Origin of the sequence: Rhodococcus sp. UFZ-B548 (genome assembly GCF_903819475.1) — a bacterium.
GTDB classification, from domain to species: Bacteria; Actinomycetota; Actinomycetes; order Mycobacteriales; family Mycobacteriaceae; genus Rhodococcus_F; species Rhodococcus_F erythropolis.
On the sequence record NZ_CAIJDS010000008.1, the window covers coordinates 79,740 to 96,031 of the forward strand.

The 16,292-nt window shown below is 61.6% G+C and carries 17 protein-coding genes; 12 read left to right on the top strand and 5 right to left on the bottom strand.

The features are described 5' to 3' along the window. Positions 1–45: 45 nt before the first annotated feature. The 3 genes from H7C86_RS10230 to H7C86_RS10240 form a co-directional block, all read right to left on the bottom strand. Positions 46–792 (bottom strand): pirin-like bicupin family protein, encoded by a 747-nt coding sequence (locus H7C86_RS10230; protein ID WP_020970713.1) that lies wholly within the window; start codon positions 790–792, stop codon positions 46–48. A gap of 1 nt (position 793) precedes the next feature. After that, a complete protein-coding gene (locus tag H7C86_RS10235) occupies positions 794–1,759 on the bottom strand; it encodes a pirin family protein (RefSeq protein ID WP_182261510.1) in 966 nt (321 codons plus the stop codon). Between the two features lie 131 nt (positions 1,760–1,890). Beyond that, positions 1,891–2,613, bottom strand: coding sequence for an IclR family transcriptional regulator (locus H7C86_RS10240; RefSeq protein WP_060938028.1), 723 nt, complete (start codon positions 2,611–2,613; stop codon positions 1,891–1,893). A 138-nt stretch (positions 2,614–2,751) separates the two neighbouring features. Between H7C86_RS10240 and H7C86_RS10245 the strand changes: the two genes are divergently transcribed. The 6 genes from H7C86_RS10245 to H7C86_RS10270 all read left to right on the top strand — a co-directional run bounded on the left by H7C86_RS10245 (position 2,752) and on the right by H7C86_RS10270 (position 8,222). Continuing rightward, complete coding sequence (locus H7C86_RS10245) at positions 2,752–3,201, top strand: nuclear transport factor 2 family protein (protein ID WP_182261511.1); 450 nt, start codon at positions 2,752–2,754, stop codon at positions 3,199–3,201. A gap of 49 nt (positions 3,202–3,250) precedes the next feature. Continuing rightward, on the top strand, positions 3,251–4,087 hold the full coding sequence (locus tag H7C86_RS10250; protein WP_019745205.1) for an SDR family NAD(P)-dependent oxidoreductase: 837 nt from the start codon (positions 3,251–3,253) through the stop codon (positions 4,085–4,087). Next, entirely contained in the window at positions 4,080–4,862 is a 783-nt protein-coding gene (locus H7C86_RS10255) for an SDR family NAD(P)-dependent oxidoreductase (protein WP_182261512.1), read from the top strand. The genes H7C86_RS10250 and H7C86_RS10255 overlap by 8 nt, the downstream gene beginning before the upstream one ends. Continuing rightward, positions 4,859–6,316, top strand: a complete 1,458-nt coding sequence (locus H7C86_RS10260; protein WP_020909035.1) for an FAD-dependent oxidoreductase — start codon at positions 4,859–4,861, stop codon at positions 6,314–6,316. The genes H7C86_RS10255 and H7C86_RS10260 overlap by 4 nt, the downstream gene beginning before the upstream one ends. A 76-nt stretch (positions 6,317–6,392) precedes the next feature. After that, the gene (locus H7C86_RS10265) at positions 6,393–7,706 is read left to right on the top strand and encodes an MFS transporter (RefSeq protein ID WP_113682873.1); all 1,314 of its coding nucleotides are present in this window, start codon (positions 6,393–6,395) and stop codon (positions 7,704–7,706) included. 27 nt (positions 7,707–7,733) lie between these two features. Continuing rightward, positions 7,734–8,222 (top strand): nuclear transport factor 2 family protein, encoded by a 489-nt coding sequence (locus tag H7C86_RS10270; RefSeq protein WP_021332046.1) that lies wholly within the window; start codon positions 7,734–7,736, stop codon positions 8,220–8,222. A 68-nt stretch (positions 8,223–8,290) separates the two neighbouring features. Here H7C86_RS10270 and H7C86_RS10275 read toward each other — a convergent pair whose 3' ends face one another. Beyond that, complete coding sequence (locus H7C86_RS10275) at positions 8,291–9,931, bottom strand: ABC-F family ATP-binding cassette domain-containing protein (protein ID WP_182261514.1); 1,641 nt, start codon at positions 9,929–9,931, stop codon at positions 8,291–8,293. A gap of 208 nt (positions 9,932–10,139) precedes the next feature. Continuing rightward, positions 10,140–10,697, bottom strand: coding sequence for a TetR/AcrR family transcriptional regulator (locus H7C86_RS10280; protein WP_003940110.1), 558 nt, complete (start codon positions 10,695–10,697; stop codon positions 10,140–10,142). Between the two features lie 51 nt (positions 10,698–10,748). On the opposite strand from H7C86_RS10280, the gene H7C86_RS37195 reads away from it, so the two are divergent. The 6 genes from H7C86_RS37195 (at position 10,749) to H7C86_RS10305 (ending at position 16,256) form a co-directional block, all read left to right on the top strand. Further along, on the top strand, positions 10,749–11,324 hold the full coding sequence (locus H7C86_RS37195; protein ID WP_259349080.1) for a DMT family transporter: 576 nt from the start codon (positions 10,749–10,751) through the stop codon (positions 11,322–11,324). Between the two features lie 13 nt (positions 11,325–11,337). Next, positions 11,338–11,709 carry a DMT family transporter gene (locus H7C86_RS37200; RefSeq protein ID WP_259349081.1) on the top strand — a complete coding sequence of 124 codons (372 nt, stop codon included), beginning with the start codon at positions 11,338–11,340 and terminating at the stop codon, positions 11,707–11,709. Further along, positions 11,706–13,301, top strand: a complete 1,596-nt coding sequence (locus H7C86_RS10290) for an amidohydrolase (RefSeq protein ID WP_182261515.1) — start codon at positions 11,706–11,708, stop codon at positions 13,299–13,301. Before H7C86_RS37200 ends, H7C86_RS10290 begins: the two co-directional genes overlap by 4 nt. Before the next feature lie 727 nt (positions 13,302–14,028). After that, positions 14,029–14,970 carry an Ig-like domain-containing protein gene (locus H7C86_RS10295; RefSeq protein ID WP_223257982.1) on the top strand — a complete coding sequence of 314 codons (942 nt, stop codon included), beginning with the start codon at positions 14,029–14,031 and terminating at the stop codon, positions 14,968–14,970. Between the two features lie 218 nt (positions 14,971–15,188). After that, positions 15,189–15,698, top strand: a complete 510-nt coding sequence (locus H7C86_RS10300) for an alternate-type signal peptide domain-containing protein (RefSeq protein WP_020909027.1) — start codon at positions 15,189–15,191, stop codon at positions 15,696–15,698. Positions 15,699–15,713: 15 nt separating this feature from the next. Further along, positions 15,714–16,256 carry a hypothetical protein gene (locus H7C86_RS10305; protein ID WP_019745195.1) on the top strand — a complete coding sequence of 181 codons (543 nt, stop codon included), beginning with the start codon at positions 15,714–15,716 and terminating at the stop codon, positions 16,254–16,256. Positions 16,257–16,292 lie beyond the last annotated feature (36 nt).

Genomic DNA, 16,292 nt, shown 5'->3' on the forward strand with positions numbered 1-16,292 from the left:
GAACCTGCTGTGTAGTCCGAACATTGGGCGTACTCGGTGGTGTCGTCAGTTCGTCGACGCGTGCATCTCCCACACGAGTATCTCCGCATCGTCGATTCCCTCGACTCGTTGACCGCCAGTGTCCTTGAGTCGCAACGAATCTCCTGGTCCCAGCAATCCGACTCCCTCGACGTCGACAGTGCCGCTGGCGATGAACCCGTGCACGTACGGCGCATCCGGAAGAGATACCGACCCGCCGGTCTCGAGGCGAGCAACATGTAGTGCCGCATGTTTGTTGTGCAGGCCGATGGCGCTGTGACCGCGATGCGCAGGCATCCCCGATGCCAGGGTGATCAGGCCACCGCCGTCGAGTTCGGAGTTGATGTCGAGTTCCTGATAGCTCGGGGTCACTCCGGATTCGTCCGGCGGTATCCACATCTGAACGACGTGAACGGGTTCGGTGACGCGTGAGCCGTCGGCCCGGAAGCGATCGTTGCGCTCGGAGTGCAGGATTCCGGTACCGGCGCTCATTCTCTGCGCGAGTCCGCGATGGATGACGCCGGAGTGCCCAGCGGAATCCTGGTGAACCAGAGATCCGCTGAGCACCCACGTCACGATCTCGGTATCGCGGTGCTGATGAGTGTCGAAACCGGAGCCGGCTTCGATGATGTCGTCGTTGTTCACCAACAGAAGTCCGTGCGCGTACGCGGCGTGATCGAAGTTTCCGGCGAAGGGGAAACTGTGACGCGCGGTGAGCCAGCCGTAGTTGAGGTGCGCACGTTCGGCTGCTCGTTGGACGACCACCGACGACATGTCAGCTCAGCTTTTCGTGTGCTGCCGGGATGGATCCGAGGCGTCCGGCCTGGAAGTCCTCGAAGGCCTGCATGACCTCGGACTTGGTGTTCATGACGAACGGCCCGGCCATCGCGATGGGCTCACGAATCGGTTTGCCACCGAGGATGAATACCTCGAGGGATTCGGTCCGCGAATCCTGGCGATCGGAAGCGGCGACGGTGATGGAGTCACCGCGTCCGAAGACAGCCGTCTGCCCTACTCGAATGGGTCGACGCTCGGCTCCGACCGTTCCTTCGCCGGCGAGCACGTAGACGATGGCGTTGAACTTGGGGTTCCAGGGCAGAGTCAGGCTCGCACCCGGGGCAATAGTGGTGTGGGAGAGCGCGATGGGTGTGTACGTCGATCCGGGTCCGGCGTGGCCGGCGATGTCTCCGGCGATGACGCGCACCAAGGCTCCGCCGTCCGGCGAGGAAAGCAGGGCCACCTTGTTGCCCGTGATGTCCTGGTACCGCGGAGATGCCATCTTGTTGTCGCGAGGCAGGTTGACCCACAGTTGGACGCCGTGGAACAGGCCGCCGCTGAGGACGAGGTGCTCCGGCGGAGTTTCGATGTGAAGGATGCCGCCACCCGCGGTCATCCACTGGGTGTCGCCGCCGCCGATCACACCGCCGCCACCGTTGGAGTCCTGGTGCTCCATGATGCCGTCGATCATGTAGGTGACGGTTTCGAAGCCGCGGTGCGGGTGCCACGGAGTGCCCTTGGGCTCTCCGGGTGCGTAGTTGACTTCGCCCATCTGGTCCATGTGGATGAAGGGGTCGAGGGCGGAGAGGTCGATGCCGGCGAACGCGCGGTGAACGGGAAAGCCTTCACCTTCGTATCCGACCGGCGCGGTGGTGATGCTCTTGACGGGGCGGTCGACTGCTGACTCTGCCGGCTCGTCGAGGCGGGGCAGGGCCAAGATGTTCTCGACTGTCACAGCAGGCATGTCGTACTCCTTGTATCCGTGAAGCTGATGTCAGGTAGTTGATTGTTCAACTATCTCATTCGGAGTCAACAAAGTCGAGCCCCGGGTATTCCCGGGGCTCGGCTGGTGTTCGGATCAGCCTGTTGTTTGGATCAGCGCAACATGCTGCCGAGGGTTTTTGCCGCTGCCATGACCTCGGCGCCCAGGGTTGCTTGATCCTCGGAGTCGAATACGGAGATTCCGAGGCTGGAGATGGCGTCGCGGCGTCTGCCGGGGATGACTGCCGAGATTCCGAGGACGGACGGGATGACCTCCCCGACGGTCACTGCATAACCCCGTGCGCGGGCAGCCGTCACTTCCTCTCGTTCCCCGCTCACCGGTGGGAGTGAGGCAAGAATGGAAAGCCCGGCGGAGCCGCGGTCGATCGGATCAACCTGCCCCGGATGAAACGCGACGTGAACCTTGGCGCTGCGCGGTTCGACCACCATCAGTGCGCGCACTTCGGTGTCGCTCTCGCGGACCACCAGGTGTGCTGTCGCCTCGGTGGCCTCGGCAAGTTCTTGAAGTATCGGGCGGGCCAGGGTTCGCAAATCTTGTTCCACCGGTTCGGCGAGGGTGACCAGTCCGGCGCCGAGAGTGACGCGCTTGAAGGAGTCCTTGCGGCACAGGTGATGAGCCTCGAGCGTGCGGATCAACCGATGTGCGACAGTCCGGTGGACTCCCACTCCGTCGGCAATGTCCGTGACTGACAAACCGTGCGGATAGGACGTCAGGAGTTCCAAGATCTCGAGTCCGTGGTGCAGCGTTTTCGACATGCTCGAGTCCACTTGAACTGCGCTTTTGCGCGGACGGTGTTCCTCGCTCAGCTCTGACATCAAATCCCTTTCTTGACGTTTGTGAGGTATGCCACCTACGCTTTGAACATATCGCACAGTGTGTGCGATTATCGCACACTTTACGGAGCTGCACAACCTTCGGGTGGATGCAGCGCAGCGTGTTCGGAGAGAACCTTCATGAGCAACTACCGCGTCGTGGCAACGGAGGATGTTGTCGCAATCCACCAGCTGTACGGCCACCAGAGTCATTGCATAGACTCTGGGCGCCAGCAGGATTGGGCGCAGACATTCACGGACAACGGTGAATTTCATTCAGCCAGTTATCCGGAACCCGTGGTCGGTTTCGACGACCTTGCAGCGTTTGCTGCTCGCTTTTACGCTGCTGCGGAAGCTGTCGACGAGGTGCATCGGCACGTTCTGACCAATCTCGTCGTCGAGGCGGTGGACGAGAGTGCTCTCGCAGTGCGCGGGTACCTGCAGATCGTTGCCACCGCTCGCGGCGGCGAATCGCGACTGGTTCGGATGACGACGGTCGCTGACCGCGTGGTTCGGGTCGGTGAGGAATGGAAGATCGCCCGCCGCACCGTCTTCCGAGACGACGCACCTCGAGTGTCCGAACACGGCTGAAGTACCGAAATGTTTCTTGCACAACAATATTCAGTAGGAGAAGTACATCATGACCGAAAGCTCTGACCAGACGAACCCGGGCCGCACCGTTGTGACGCAGATGTCGGCGGTGTACCCGGAGTTGGCAGGCAAGGTCGCAGTGGTGACCGGCGCGGCTCAGGGTATGGGTGCGACCTTCGCCGAAGGGCTGGCAACACGCGGCGTACATGTCGTCGGTGCCGACATCAACGAAGAGCAGATGCTCGCCACGGCCGCACGAATCAATACGGACCTGGAATCGAATGCACTGGCGGACAAGCCGGGTCGCGTCGTCGGAGCTCGGGTCGACGTCACCAAGCCGGACGAGCACGAACTGCTTGCGCAGTTGGCGTTGAAGGAGTTCGGCCGGGTCGATTTCTGGATCAACAATGCGGGTATCTTCCCGTTCGCGCTGGCCGAGGAGATCACCCCGGAGCAGATCGGCGCAACGCTGAGTGTCAATGTCGAAGGAGTGCTCTACGGTGCTCAGGCAGCGGCACGCCACCTCGGTCCCGGCGGCGCCATCGTCAACATGTCCTCGGTATCTGCGCTGCGTGTGCGGAAGGGGAGAGGCGCTTACTGCACGTCGAAAGCTGCCGTCGCGCACCTCACTGAGTCGCTCGCAGTGGAGTTCGGAGACAAGGGTATTCGTGTGAACTCCATTGCGCCCGGCTACATCGACACGGCGATGACGAAGTGGGTCCAGGATGATCCGATCGCGCTCGCGAACGCACTCGACGCGGTACCGCTGCATCGTCTGGGCTCGCCCGAAGAGGTCTTCGGGCCGCTGCTGTTCCTGCTCTCGGACAGCGCGCGCTACGTCACCGGGCACAGCATTGCGGTGGACGGTGGTTCGCGGCATGTCTGAGTCCACGAAATATCCCGGCGTCGTTCTCGTTACCGGCGGTGCTGCCGGGATGGGAGCGCATCACGCGCGCACTCTCGCCGCGCGCGGTTCGCATGTCTGCATTGCCGATGTTTCGGATTCATCCGGCGTGGTCGACGACATTGTCTCCGCCGGCGGATCGGCGTCCGCTCATCTTCTGGACGTCACCGATGCCGATGCCTGGGGCCGGGTTGTCGACGAAATTCGCACCACCCGTGGGGAACTCGGTGGACTGGTCAACAACGCCGGCATCTCGCGTCGGCTCGAATTCATGGACACCCCGAACGACATCTGGGAACTGACCATGAAGATCAACCTCTTCGGTCCGTTCTACGGTATGAAGGCGGTGGCGCCGCTGATGCGCGAGAGTGGTGGCGGATCGATCGTCAACATCTCGTCCATCGCCGGTCAGATCGGGTACTTCTCTCCGGCTTACTCGTCGAGCAAGTGGGGTTTGACCGGTCTGTCGAAGTCGGCCGCGGGCAACTTCGCGCAGTGGGGGATTCGCGTCAACTCTGTGCACCCGGGACTGGTCGGTACGGCGCTGCTCGGCGGCGCAAACGACTTCGTCGCCGCGTCACTGAAGTCGGTTCCCTTCGGACGCATGGGAACTCTCGACGAGATCACCGAAGCGGTGCTGTTCCTGCTCTCGAACAGTTCGACCTACACCACCGGTACGGAGCTCACCGTCGACGGCGGGTTGGTGTCGAACGGTCTTTACCACCGCATCATCGCGGAGACTGGAGAACTTTCATGACCGAGCACTGGGACGTCGTTGTCATCGGTGGCGGCGGAGCCGGTCTCGCCGCTGCGGTGTCGGCAGCTGAAGAAGGCGCATCCGTTCTGCTGTTCGAGTCCGAAACCGAACTCGGTGGATCCACTGCGCTTTCGGCCGGAATCTTCACGGCCGCCGGAACAAGCGTGCAGGCAGGCCTCGGAGTCGACGACTCGGCAGAGAAGTTCTTCCAACACTACATGGACCTCAACCAGTGGATGCTCTCACCCGGATTGATTCGTGCGTTCTGCGAAAATGCCGGTCCGACACTGGAATGGCTCATCGGACTCGGCGTCGAGATTCCAGCGGCGATCTCGGGTAACGCCCACCAACCGGGACTCGCCCAGGCCGGCGTCGAGGACGTCTGGCGCGGCCATGTGCCCAAGGATCAGGGATACGGACTGATTCAGGTGCTGGACAAGGCTCGTCGTAAGCACGGGATCGAGGTCATCTTCGGAACACGGGTGCAGAAGCTGATCGAGGAAGACGGTCGGGTTGTCGGTGTTGTCGCCGACGACATCGAGGTACATGCGGGCGCCGTCGTTGTTGCTTCCGGTGGATTCGCGCAAGATCCGGGCTTGGTGGCGCGCCACTTCCCGGACGCGAACAAGGCCGGAGACGCCTTGTTCGTCGTCGCAGCCGAGGGGAGTCGCGGAGACCATCTTCGTTTTGCCGAAAACCTCGGTGCTTCCGTGGCGGGCGACGGCTGGGGTCTGATGCTGCCCACGGTCTACTTCCAGCGATTCCATCACTGGCAGGCCGGTTTTCCGCCGAAGTCGCGGATCTACGTCAACCAGGACGGCCGTCGATTCATGGACGAGGACAGCTCGTACGCCGTCTCGACCGGCATCATCGACCATCAGGGTGGATACGGTTGGATGATCTTCGACGAGAACGCTCGCGTGAATCTGGCTCCGGGATATGCGGATTGGAATCCCGAACGCATCGAGGAAGAAGTTGCCGCCGGTGGCACGATTCGCGCGGATACGATCGAAGACCTCGCAGTGGCTACGGGTGTTCCGGTTGCGACGTTGACGCAAACCCTGCGTCGATGGAACGACCAACTGCCCAGCGGTCACGACGACGACTTCCTCCGTCATCGCACGCTGCGAAACAAGGGTGCCGTCGGCAACCCGGATCCTATTGCGACAGCACCGTTCTATGCCGCGAAAATCCTTCCGGCGGAGCTCGTATGCACGCATGCGGGAATGGAAATCAACACCGATGCGGCCGTACTCGGCAGCACCGGAGTACCTATCGAGGGTCTGTACGCGGCCGGTGAGGCCGGCGCCGGAATCCTCGGACTGAGATACGTGGGCGGCGGCAATGCAGTTGCCAACGCTTTGACCATGGGCCGCGTAGCGGGACGTAATGCGGCGAATTACACCAGGACCAGCGCTGAGAGCGCACCGGTCCATTCCATCGCGCACTCCTGACGTCCGACGTCTGCGCGGCACCCAATCCAGTCAGTATCCAATCCAGGCAGGGAACAACATGTCAGAGAATGAGACCATGGCGAGAGCCGAATTCACCGAGGGCAGCAGCGTGGCAACCGAACGACAGTCGACGACGAAGGTAATTCGCGCGGCCATCGTCGGTACCGTCGTCGAGTACTACGACTTCGGTATCTACGGATACATGGCCACGACAATCGCCGCGCTGTTCTTCGTTTCCCACGACCCGAACGCAGCACTGCTCGGTACCTTTGCAGCATTTGCCGTGGCCTTCTTCCTACGCGTGCCCGGCGGAATCTTCTTCGGCCACATCGGCGACAAGTACGGCCGCAAGAATGCTCTCTCCTGGACCATCCTTCTGATGGTTCTGGCGACAGCTGGAATGGGCCTGCTGCCGACGTACGCCACGTTGGGTGTGTGGGCCACGTCCATCCTCGTTCTGGCTCGTTGCCTGCAGGGCTTCGCGGCCGGCGGTGAACTCGGCGGTGCCAACGCGTTTGTCTCCGAGTCCGCTCCCAAGCGGTGGCGTGCAACGCAGACGTCGATGGTCAATACCGGCACCTACCTGGGTTCGCTGGCTGCTTCGCTCATGGCCCTCGGCCTGACGTCGGTATTCTCGCAAGAGCAGATCCTCGAGTGGGCTTGGCGTATCCCGTTCCTGCTCAGCCTGCTGATCGGTGGCATCGGTATCTGGATCCGTAGCCAGATGGAAGACACTCCTCAGTTCGAAGAACTGCAGGACAAGGGTGAGACCAAGAAGCTTCCCATCCGTGAGCTGCTCAGTACCTCCGGCGGCAGCGTCGTCAAGATCATCCTGCTGGGCGCACTCATCACCGGTGGCTACTACATCGCTTCGGTGTATGCCGCGACGTACCTGCAGACCACCGGCGGGCACTCGTCGCGCGTTGCCTTCCTTTCCACTTCTCTTGCGCTGGTTCTCGGCGTCATCACGTTGCCGATCTCGGGATACATGGCCGACAAGTACGGGCGTCGGCCGGTGCTGTTCGCCGGTAGTGCCGCCGCAGTGGTTCTCGGAATCCCGATGTTCATGATGATGGCCGGTTCTGGTATCTGGCAGGCGGTTGTCGGTCAGTCGGTGCTCTTCATCTGCGTTTCCGTTGTCAACGGTGCTTCGTACGTGACCTATGTCGAAATGCTGAAAGCATCTGTGCGGTACAGCGGTCTGGCCTTGGGTAACAACGTCACCAACATGTTCCTCGGTGGCACCGCGCCCTTCATCGCCACCTATCTCATCAGCTTGACCGGTAACTCTCTCGCCCCGGCCGGATACTTCGTGTTCTGTGCCGTGATCACCCTCGTGACGGTCTTCTTCATCAAGGAGACCAAGGGCGTTGAACTGCAGGTTGATTGATCACCTCGGGAGAACAGGAGACGTGTTGTGTCCCTCGCTGACAAGCAAGAAATCACCGAAGTTCTGTATCGCTACGCTCGGGCCGTCGATCGGAAAGATTTCGACAGCGTAGCTCTCTGCTACTTCGACGACGCGATAGACAACCACGGTGGTTACATCGGAACCGTCGACGGGCTCATCGAAGACATGAAGCTCAGGCACAAGACGATCGACTCTTCGATTCACTGCATTTCCAACATACTGATCGACGTCAACGGCGATGTCGCTCAGTGTGAGTCGTACTGTTTGTGTTTTCTGCGGCAGGAGCGTTCCGGTACGGATTCGGTGCAGATGCTTGCCACGATCAAGTGCCGTTACGTCGACAGGTTCGAAAGGCGCCGTGGTGAGTGGCGAATCGCCGATCGGATCGTCGTGTTCGACGAATCCCGTGAAGACATGATCGAGAACATCCTGCCCACGGACTGGGTGACGCAACGTCGATCCTTCGACGATCCGGTGTACACCAGGACGCCTTGACCAGTAGTGCAGACGAAGGCCTTCACACACGATGTGTGTGAAGGCCTTTCGCCTGTTCACTGGTCGTGTCAGCCCACTGGGTCCGGTGCGGCGACCTCGGTCAAACGGCCGTCCGAGAGCCTGAGCCAGCGTTCGACCTTGACCTCGGCCAGGAATCTCTCGTCGTGGCTGACCACCACGAACGCCCCCTGATATGCATTCAGGGCACTTTCGAGTTGAGCAACGCTCACCAAGTCGAGGTTGTTGGTCGGCTCGTCGAGAAGAAGCAATTGCGGGGCCGGATCGGCGAAGAGAACGCATGCCAACGTAGCCCGCAGCCGTTCACCGCCCGAGAGTGCAGCTACGGGTAGGTGAGCACCCGCACCCCGAAAGAGAAAGCGCGCCAGGATGTTCATGCGTTCCGGTGCCGGAAGGCCTGGAGCAGACAATGCAAAGTTCTCGGCGACGGTGCGTGCGGGGTCGAGTAGGTCGAGCCTCTGCGACAGATATGCCACCCGGCCGTCGGCTCGCTTGACCTCACCGGAAGTCGGCGCAACATCCCCGTTGACGATGCGAAGTAGCGTCGACTTTCCGACGCCGTTCGGCCCGGTCAACGCGATACGCTCCGGTCCTCGAATGGCCAGGTCAATGCCGGGGTCGGCGAAGATCTCACGATCGCCGAACGCGAATTGCATTCGCTCACCAAGGAACACCATGCGTCCGGCGGGTACGTGAGTGCCTGGCAGTTCGAGCGAAATCGTCTGGTCGTCTCGAAGAGCGCGGCCCGCTCTGTCGAGTCGGTCCTTTGCCGCGTCGACCCGGGCGAGGTGTGTCTCGTTCGCCTTGCCGGCCGACTCCTGAGCATTGCGCTTCATGGTCCCCGCAAAGATCTTGGGCAAGCCCGCGTTCCCGAGATTGCGGGCAGCGTTACTTGCGCGTCGTGAAGCGCGTTCTCGGGCCTGCTGCAGTTCGCGTTTCTCGCGTTTGACGTCCTGCTCGGCGTTGCGGATGTTCTTCTCCGCCACCTCGCGAGCCGAGCGTGCCGCAGCTTCGTAGTCGGTGAAATTGCCACCGTAGAAGCTGATCTCGCCGCTGTGAAGTTCGGCGATGCGGTCCATACGGTCGAGTAGTCCCCGATCGTGGCTGACTACCAACAGACAGCCACTCCAGTCGTCGAGAACGTCGTAAAGTCTGCGGCGCGCGTCAAGGTCGAGATTGTTGGTGGGTTCGTCGAGGAGAAGGACATCGGGGCGTCGCAGGAGTTGAGCCACCAGTCCGAGCGAGACGACCTGCCCGCCGCTCAGAGTGTCGAGCCGACGATCGAACGTCATGTCACTCAAACTGAGTCGGCCGAGTTGGGCTCGGGTCTGCTCTTCGATGTCCCAGTCGGACCCGATTGTGGTGAAGTGTTCTTCTCGTGTGTCTCCGGATTCGACAGCGTCCAGCGCAGCGAGCGTCGGGGCGATGCCCAAGACCTCGGCAACGGTCAGATCGCCCGTCAGTGGAAGGTCTTGCGGAAGGTATCCGAGAACGCCGTCGACGGACACACTGCCGGCGCGTGGGCGGAGTTGACCGGCGATCAATCTGAGCAGAGTGCTTTTCCCGACGCCGTTCTGGGCAACCAGCCCGGTTCGGCCACCGGGCACGGTGAAGGACAATTCGTCGAAGACCGGAGTGTCGTCCGGCCAGGCAAAAGACAGATTCGAGCAAACGATGTAGGTATCGGACATGAATAGACCTCAGGTGTCGTGCGGGCGTGGCAACGCTGCTCCGCAAAAAGTCGGGTAAGTGAACGACAACATGGCCACTACGGCAGCGCTCCGAGGCGTCTGCCGGTGGCCGTCATGCCCGGTTTTATCCGGAGATGTCGAGTTCACCAACCATGTCTGATCCTTTTTGGTCTGTGTCGTTTCATCCGACGATAACAGGAGCCGGTATTTACATACGAGCAATACCGGCGCAGAGAAGTTCGACCAGTCTTCGGTACACCCGATCCGGATCGGTGCCGGCCGGTTGACCCTCTACCGATTCGAGGATGCAGAAACCGTGCAGCGCGCTACGAAGAGACCACGCCGCCTGCTCCGAATCATCCGGGCTCAGACCGTATCCCGCGATCACCTTGTTGATGACGTCTACCACCTCGCCGACGGCGGAGACCAGATCGGGATGCGGAGCAGTGGGGTAGCGGTCGGTGATGGCGTAGAGCCCGGGGTGCACCCGGACGAAGGCACGCCATGCGTCTGCGAGCGCCATGACGGCGTCGTCGCGCGAGAGACCAACCGCGGCGGCACGCAGTTGTTCGGCGAGAAGGTTGCGTGCGAGGAGGCTGAGTTGATGGTGGACGTCGTCGACCCCGTCGACGTGTTTGTACAGGGCTGACTGCCGGACGTCGAGGGTCTCGGCGAGTTGACTCAGTACCAGAGCGTCGGCGCCTTTGCTGTCGACCAGGTCGGCTGCGGCAGCGATCACGCGTTCACGGGTAACCGGAGTTCTCATGCACGCATCTTCCCTGTATGACAGGCTTTGCGTCGGTGATACATTATCACCATGAGTGATGAAGTATCGCCACGCGTGCCGTCCGGCGATCAACTACGCCGTCGTGACCTGCGCGTAGTCGTCACCGGTGCATGCATCCTCGGGTTGACCTCGGTGCTCTATGAACTCTCAGGAGTGTCTCCGTCGACGGGTGCCTTCTTTCGGTGTCTCTATGCGCTCATCCCTCTCGGCATACTCGTGCTCGTTCAGCGTCGTCGGTCATCCCGGTCTTCGATCTCGGCGCCCTGGATCATGAAGTCTTTGCTTGCCGGCGCGTTCCTCGGAATCGATCTGGTGCTCTGGCACGAGTCGATTCATTCGATCGGGGCAGGTCTTTCGACTGTGATCCTGAATTTGCAAGTGCTGTTCGTCGCAATCCTCGGCTACGTTGTTCTGCGCCAACGGATCGGCCGGGAACTGGTCGCCAGCCTTCCGTTGCTCTTCGTCGGAGTTGCTCTGGTAGCCGGGACGAGCACAACGCTCACCGGGTCGAATCCTGCTGTCGGAGTGTCGTTTGCCGTGATCGCCGCAGGCGCCTACGCGGTCTACATCTTCCTGATGGGTCTGGCTACTCGGGCGGCGGGGTAGAACGGATCTGCCGATGTTCGTCTCGACGGGAGCCACTGCCCTCACTGCAGGTGCATACGGCCTCGTGAGTGGAACTTTGGATCTGACGCCTTCGCTCGTAGCTCAAGGCTGGCTTGTCCTGCTCGCGTTGGTATCTCAGGTGATCGGGTGGCTCCTGGTGGCAAGCGCCAGTCAGCGTCTGCCTGCCAGTGCAGTCGCCGCCAGCCTGGTGTTGCAATCGGCGTCGGCACTGCTGTTCGGCGCGGTGATGCTTGCGCAGACCCCAACTCTCGTCCAACTTGCAGGTGCCGGAATGATTTTGGCCGGAGTGGTTGTGGCGACGCGGATACCTGCGAAGAAGTCCTCGACGACTGTAGTCGGAAAACGAATGGAGACAAGCGTATGACACCGGTGGCTGACCACATCTACATCAACGGCGAGATCAGGACCATGGACGGTGCTGTCAGCGATAACGCCACCGCTGTGGCCGTCAAGGACGGCAGATTTGTCGCTCTCGGAACTGATGCCGAGATCTCGGCGCTGACCGATTCCGAAACCTCCGTTGTCGATCTCGCCGGAGCGGTGATTGTTCCGGGGTTCATCGAGACGCACCTTCATCCGATGATGTGGGGTTTGATGCTCAGTGGGGTCGACGCAACGACGAGTGCGTGCCCGACCATCGAGCAGTTGATCACGGCGTTGGCCGCGCGGGCCGCGATCACACCAGTTGGCGAGCCCATAGAAGCGTGGGGCTTCGACGACAGCCTCGTGGCGGAGGATCGAGGTCTGACCGCAGCTGATCTGGACAAGGCATCCACCGAGCATCCGATTCTGGTGCGGCACTTGTCTGCTCACGGGATCTATGTCAACTCGGTCGCACTGGAGAAGGCCGGGATCGATGCCACCACGGTCGATCCGGAGGGTGGTGTCATCGTTCGGGACAGCGCCGGTGTACCCACCGGTGAACTGTGCGAGGTTCCGGCAATGTCTCTGGTACACGGACTTGTTCCGGATATGAATCCGGATGCGTCCAAGATCGCGATGCTGCGGGCGCAGGAAGTCATGGCTTCGGTGGGCGTGACAAGTTTTCACGACATGTACGTCACAGCCGAGATGTACGAGGCGTACCGGCAACTCGACGCTGATGGTGAACTGCGTCTGCGTGCGCGCCTCTACCTCGGCCACGGGGTTCACGATCAATTGGGCGAACTCGCCGATTCGACAGACCGAGTTCGTGTGGGCGGCGTCAAACTCATTTCGGATGGGTCGATTCAGTTGCACACCGCTGCCCTGACCGAGCCGTACCACGATCTGGGTGGATGCCACTGCGGCGGAATGGCAATCCCGGCAGGTGCACTCGGGGCGCTGGTCGAGGAACATCACGCTGCCGGCCGACAGGTTGCGATTCATACCAACGGTGATCAAGCCATCGATTTTGCACTGGACGCAATTGCAGCGGCACGGACGGCACACCCGGACGTCGAAGTTTCGCATCGACTCGAGCACGTTCAGACGTTGCGGGAAGATCAGATCGCGCGGATGGTCGACCTCGGGGTGGTGGCGTCGATCTTCGTGAACCACGTCTACTACTGGGGCGACCGGCACCGTGATCGGTTCTTGGGGCCGGGTCGCGGCGAGCGGATCAGCCCCGTGGCTTCGGTTGTGGCGGCCGGGCTTGCCTACGCGCTGCATTGCGACTGCCCTGTCACTCCCGTGAACCCGCTCTTCACGATGAACACAGCCGTACACCGTGTGACGCGAGAAGGTCATGTTCTGGGTGCAGAGCAACGGGTTTCCGCGTCCGATGCGTTGGCCGGTTACACAAGCGCTGCCGCCCGTCTCACCGGTGAGTCATCGGACAAAGGTCGGATAGCGGTGGGACTTTTGGCGGATTTTGTTGTGCTCGACGGAGATCCGTTGCGGAGCGCTTCTCAGGAATTGAACGAATTGTCGGTCCTGCGCACGGTTGTCGGCGGTGAGACCGTCTTCGAGGTGTAGGTGCTCGTAGTTTTACCTTGGGATTGGGTACCGGTAGTCAACTCCTTACCGGCTTCGCAACTGTAGACGCACGTGGGCCGGGTAGCGAATTTGCTTCCCGGCCCACAGCTTTGGATGCACCAGGGGCAGTCGCTATTCGATGGTCGGACAAAGTTATTGGTGGAGTGCTGGTTTCGGAGCGTGCGAGGGTTTGTAATGGCCGTCTGATCCGGCGAGGCGCAGCGATCGACGATGCCCGTGTCCGTGGCGTTCGTGAACGAAATGCAGCACGTGCTCGAAACGGTTCGATCCTTCTGTTTGCTCGAGGGTCGCTGTTCTCGGCGAGTTCGTTCGTGAATATCCTCGGACATACCAAGAGTATGTAGAACGTGTTCTCGTAACGAGCGGAACGAATCGCCCCTTCGGCACCAAAAGGTTTTTCGGGAACAAGTTACGAAGCGCAGCTAACTGTTTCCAACAGTACTGGTCAGCGCGCATAATTCACCCGCATGGAGTGTTCGAATTCCTCCTGAACGTTTGACCAGTAAAACCGCCACAAAAGCTGATACGTGTGATAAAAATTGATCCGAAGCGGAGCAGTAGCTATGTATGAGCGAGGGCATGCACAGCGTCACGGTTCGGCTCGCAAGCCTTCTGCAACATGTTCGGCACCGATGGCGGATGTACCTGGATCTGTCGTCTTACCACCCCAATGCCCGGCAACGGGACAGACGAAATGAGTCTTCACATGCCTCGATTTTTCCCGGTCGGGGACGGACGCGAATCCCGTCTCCCCCGGCGCGCCACTGCTGTGTTGGCGGCGCTGCCGGCTGCATTGCTCCTCGCGACCTCGGGTGCGCTGCTTGCTCCCGGTACCGCCGTGGCTGCCCCGGGCGACGACATCACTGACCAGTGCCTGGAGATGTCCCAGAACGGTGGACCGTGGGTCAAGCCGCCAGCCTTCGGGCCCGATGGAACCGACTACATCCCGATTCCCGGAGATGAGGGCACGCAGATGGCCTTCGACGTCCGCAATGTCTGCGACCTTCCCGCTACGCTCACACTCTTCAGCGAGGGCTGGTCCGTCTCTGGCGGCGGCACCGCGACAGTGCGGGGCAAAATCGGCAGCCAGGTCGGCCAGCAATTCGTGATCGGACCGGATGCGAATTCCGCGACTCGGATCGAGTTGGTGAAGACGCCTCTCGCGCAGAACGTCAACGTGATGGTCGGTTTCATGATTGGTATCCCGGCCAGCGAAGTCCTGCAGGGATACGAGATCAACCCCGGCTGGGGTCTGGTTCTGGTGGAGGGCGAGCCTGCTGTGGTCGCCCCCAGTGCTCCGACCGACTTGTCTCTGGGCGCCGCCGAGGTAGAGGCGGGTACACCCGTCAAGGTCTCCGGCAAGGCAGAGCCGAACAGCACCGTCACTGTCACCGGAGGGGGTGCCACCTGCACCGCCACCGCGGATGCGAGTGGGGACTTCAGCTGCAACTTGACTATCACCACACCCGGCAGTCATCCGATCACCGCCACTGCGACAAATGCGGGTGGGACCAGCCCCGCCTCCGCGGGAGTCACGGTCAAGGTCACGGCGAAAACTACCGATCCGGGTGGCAGCAGCAGCGGTTCGCTCGGCAGTAGCACCGGTTCGCTCGGAAGCCTGGACCTCTTCGGAAGCCTCGGCGGATAACCACTCCGGCCCAACCGGCCACTTAGAACTCGCGATGCGCGGGGCGATCTCGACCATCTCCGCGCATCGCCGGCATTCTCGGTCACCGAATTCAATTCGGCGGCTTCATTTCCCATGCCCCTTCCTGGGGCTGTTTCACCGGAGTGCACATCCGCACGGCCCGGGCTCAACCAAGCGCGTCGGATGTCCCGCCGCGAACTGCACAGGAGGAATACCAGATGAACAAGACCACAAAGGGTGCGATCGCCGCAGGTGCGGCTGCCGTTCTGCTTGCAGGCGGTGCCGGAACCATGGCCGCGTGGAACTCGTCCACCAACGGCGGCGCTCCGCAGACGGTTGGCGCAGGTTCGCTGTCGGTCGAGCAGGTCGGCGCCGGCGTGTGGACGTGGGCAAACGGCAGTACCTTCAATCCCGCGAGCGACCTGATTGTGCCCGGTGATGTCGTCACCTACACCGCGAACTACAGCATCGACCTCGTTGGCACGAACCTGAAGGCGAAGTTGACGCCTTCGCTCACGGGGGTCACCGGAGACCTCGTCACGCTGAATCAGCTGACCGTGGCCCCGGCTAGTGGCACCGTGACGACGTACACCGCCGGCCTGGATCAGGCGGCAACGTTCACGACCACCATCACATTCAACGCGGGGGCCGCGGGCGACAACACCGGTCAGACGAAGACCGCCAGCCTCGCCGGCGGCGCGGTCACCCTCGAGCAGACGCTCAACTAAGCCAAAGAAGGTCACGTGAAGACCCAGTACAAATGGGCGATCGCAGCGTCGTCGGTTCTGCTCATCGGGTTCGTCTCGGTGCAGCAGACCGGCGCGCTGTGGCGCGATACCGCAGAATCGACCGGCGGCACTATTCAGGCAGGCATGCTCGATATCTCTGCCGGCGGTGAAGGGGTCAAGCAGTTCAACCTCGATGGGTTCAAGTTGGACAACAAGGGCCCGGGCGACAGCATTCAGATGCCCTTGCCGGTGATCAACTCCGGCAATGTGCAGATGAACTACGTGCTTTCCGATGTTGTACTCAACGGCGCCACCCCACCGCCGCTGAGCCTGCGCGTGGCCAAGGTAGCCAACGAGGCGGCCTGCACCGCCACTGGTGACGTGGGCACTGAGCTCTACAACGGCGCCATGGACGGTGCGGCCTTTTCGGAGCAGCTGGTTCCGGCCGGGCAGATGCAGGTGTTGTGCCTGCGGGCCACGCTGGGCCAGGGCGCGGCAGCGAGCCAACAGTCCAACGCGACGTTCACCTTCGACGCAAGCTCAGTGAGCCAGTCATGACCGTCACCGCGAGAAGCCGGCGCGCGGGCGAACGTG

What these genes read in the sequence shown, in the direction of transcription:
- H7C86_RS10230 (WP_020970713.1), bottom strand. Translation starts at nt 792, where the DNA reads ATGTCGTCGGTGGTCGTCCAACGAGCAGCCGAACGTGCGCACCTCAAC.
- H7C86_RS10295 (WP_223257982.1), top strand. Translation starts at nt 14,029, where the DNA reads ATGCCTCGATTTTTCCCGGTCGGGGACGGACGCGAATCCCGTCTCCCC.
- H7C86_RS37200 (WP_259349081.1), top strand. Translation starts at nt 11,338, where the DNA reads ATGTTCGTCTCGACGGGAGCCACTGCCCTCACTGCAGGTGCATACGGC.
- H7C86_RS10265 (WP_113682873.1), top strand. Translation starts at nt 6,393, where the DNA reads ATGGCGAGAGCCGAATTCACCGAGGGCAGCAGCGTGGCAACCGAACGA.
- H7C86_RS37195 (WP_259349080.1), top strand. Translation starts at nt 10,749, where the DNA reads ATGAGTGATGAAGTATCGCCACGCGTGCCGTCCGGCGATCAACTACGC.
- H7C86_RS10235 (WP_182261510.1), bottom strand. Translation starts at nt 1,759, where the DNA reads ATGCCTGCTGTGACAGTCGAGAACATCTTGGCCCTGCCCCGCCTCGAC.
- H7C86_RS10275 (WP_182261514.1), bottom strand. Translation starts at nt 9,931, where the DNA reads ATGTCCGATACCTACATCGTTTGCTCGAATCTGTCTTTTGCCTGGCCG.
- H7C86_RS10280 (WP_003940110.1), bottom strand. Translation starts at nt 10,697, where the DNA reads ATGAGAACTCCGGTTACCCGTGAACGCGTGATCGCTGCCGCAGCCGAC.
- H7C86_RS10240 (WP_060938028.1), bottom strand. Translation starts at nt 2,613, where the DNA reads ATGTCAGAGCTGAGCGAGGAACACCGTCCGCGCAAAAGCGCAGTTCAA.
- H7C86_RS10260 (WP_020909035.1), top strand. Translation starts at nt 4,859, where the DNA reads ATGACCGAGCACTGGGACGTCGTTGTCATCGGTGGCGGCGGAGCCGGT.
- H7C86_RS10245 (WP_182261511.1), top strand. Translation starts at nt 2,752, where the DNA reads ATGAGCAACTACCGCGTCGTGGCAACGGAGGATGTTGTCGCAATCCAC.
- H7C86_RS10300 (WP_020909027.1), top strand. Translation starts at nt 15,189, where the DNA reads ATGAACAAGACCACAAAGGGTGCGATCGCCGCAGGTGCGGCTGCCGTT.
- H7C86_RS10290 (WP_182261515.1), top strand. Translation starts at nt 11,706, where the DNA reads ATGACACCGGTGGCTGACCACATCTACATCAACGGCGAGATCAGGACC.
- H7C86_RS10250 (WP_019745205.1), top strand. Translation starts at nt 3,251, where the DNA reads ATGACCGAAAGCTCTGACCAGACGAACCCGGGCCGCACCGTTGTGACG.
- H7C86_RS10255 (WP_182261512.1), top strand. Translation starts at nt 4,080, where the DNA reads ATGTCTGAGTCCACGAAATATCCCGGCGTCGTTCTCGTTACCGGCGGT.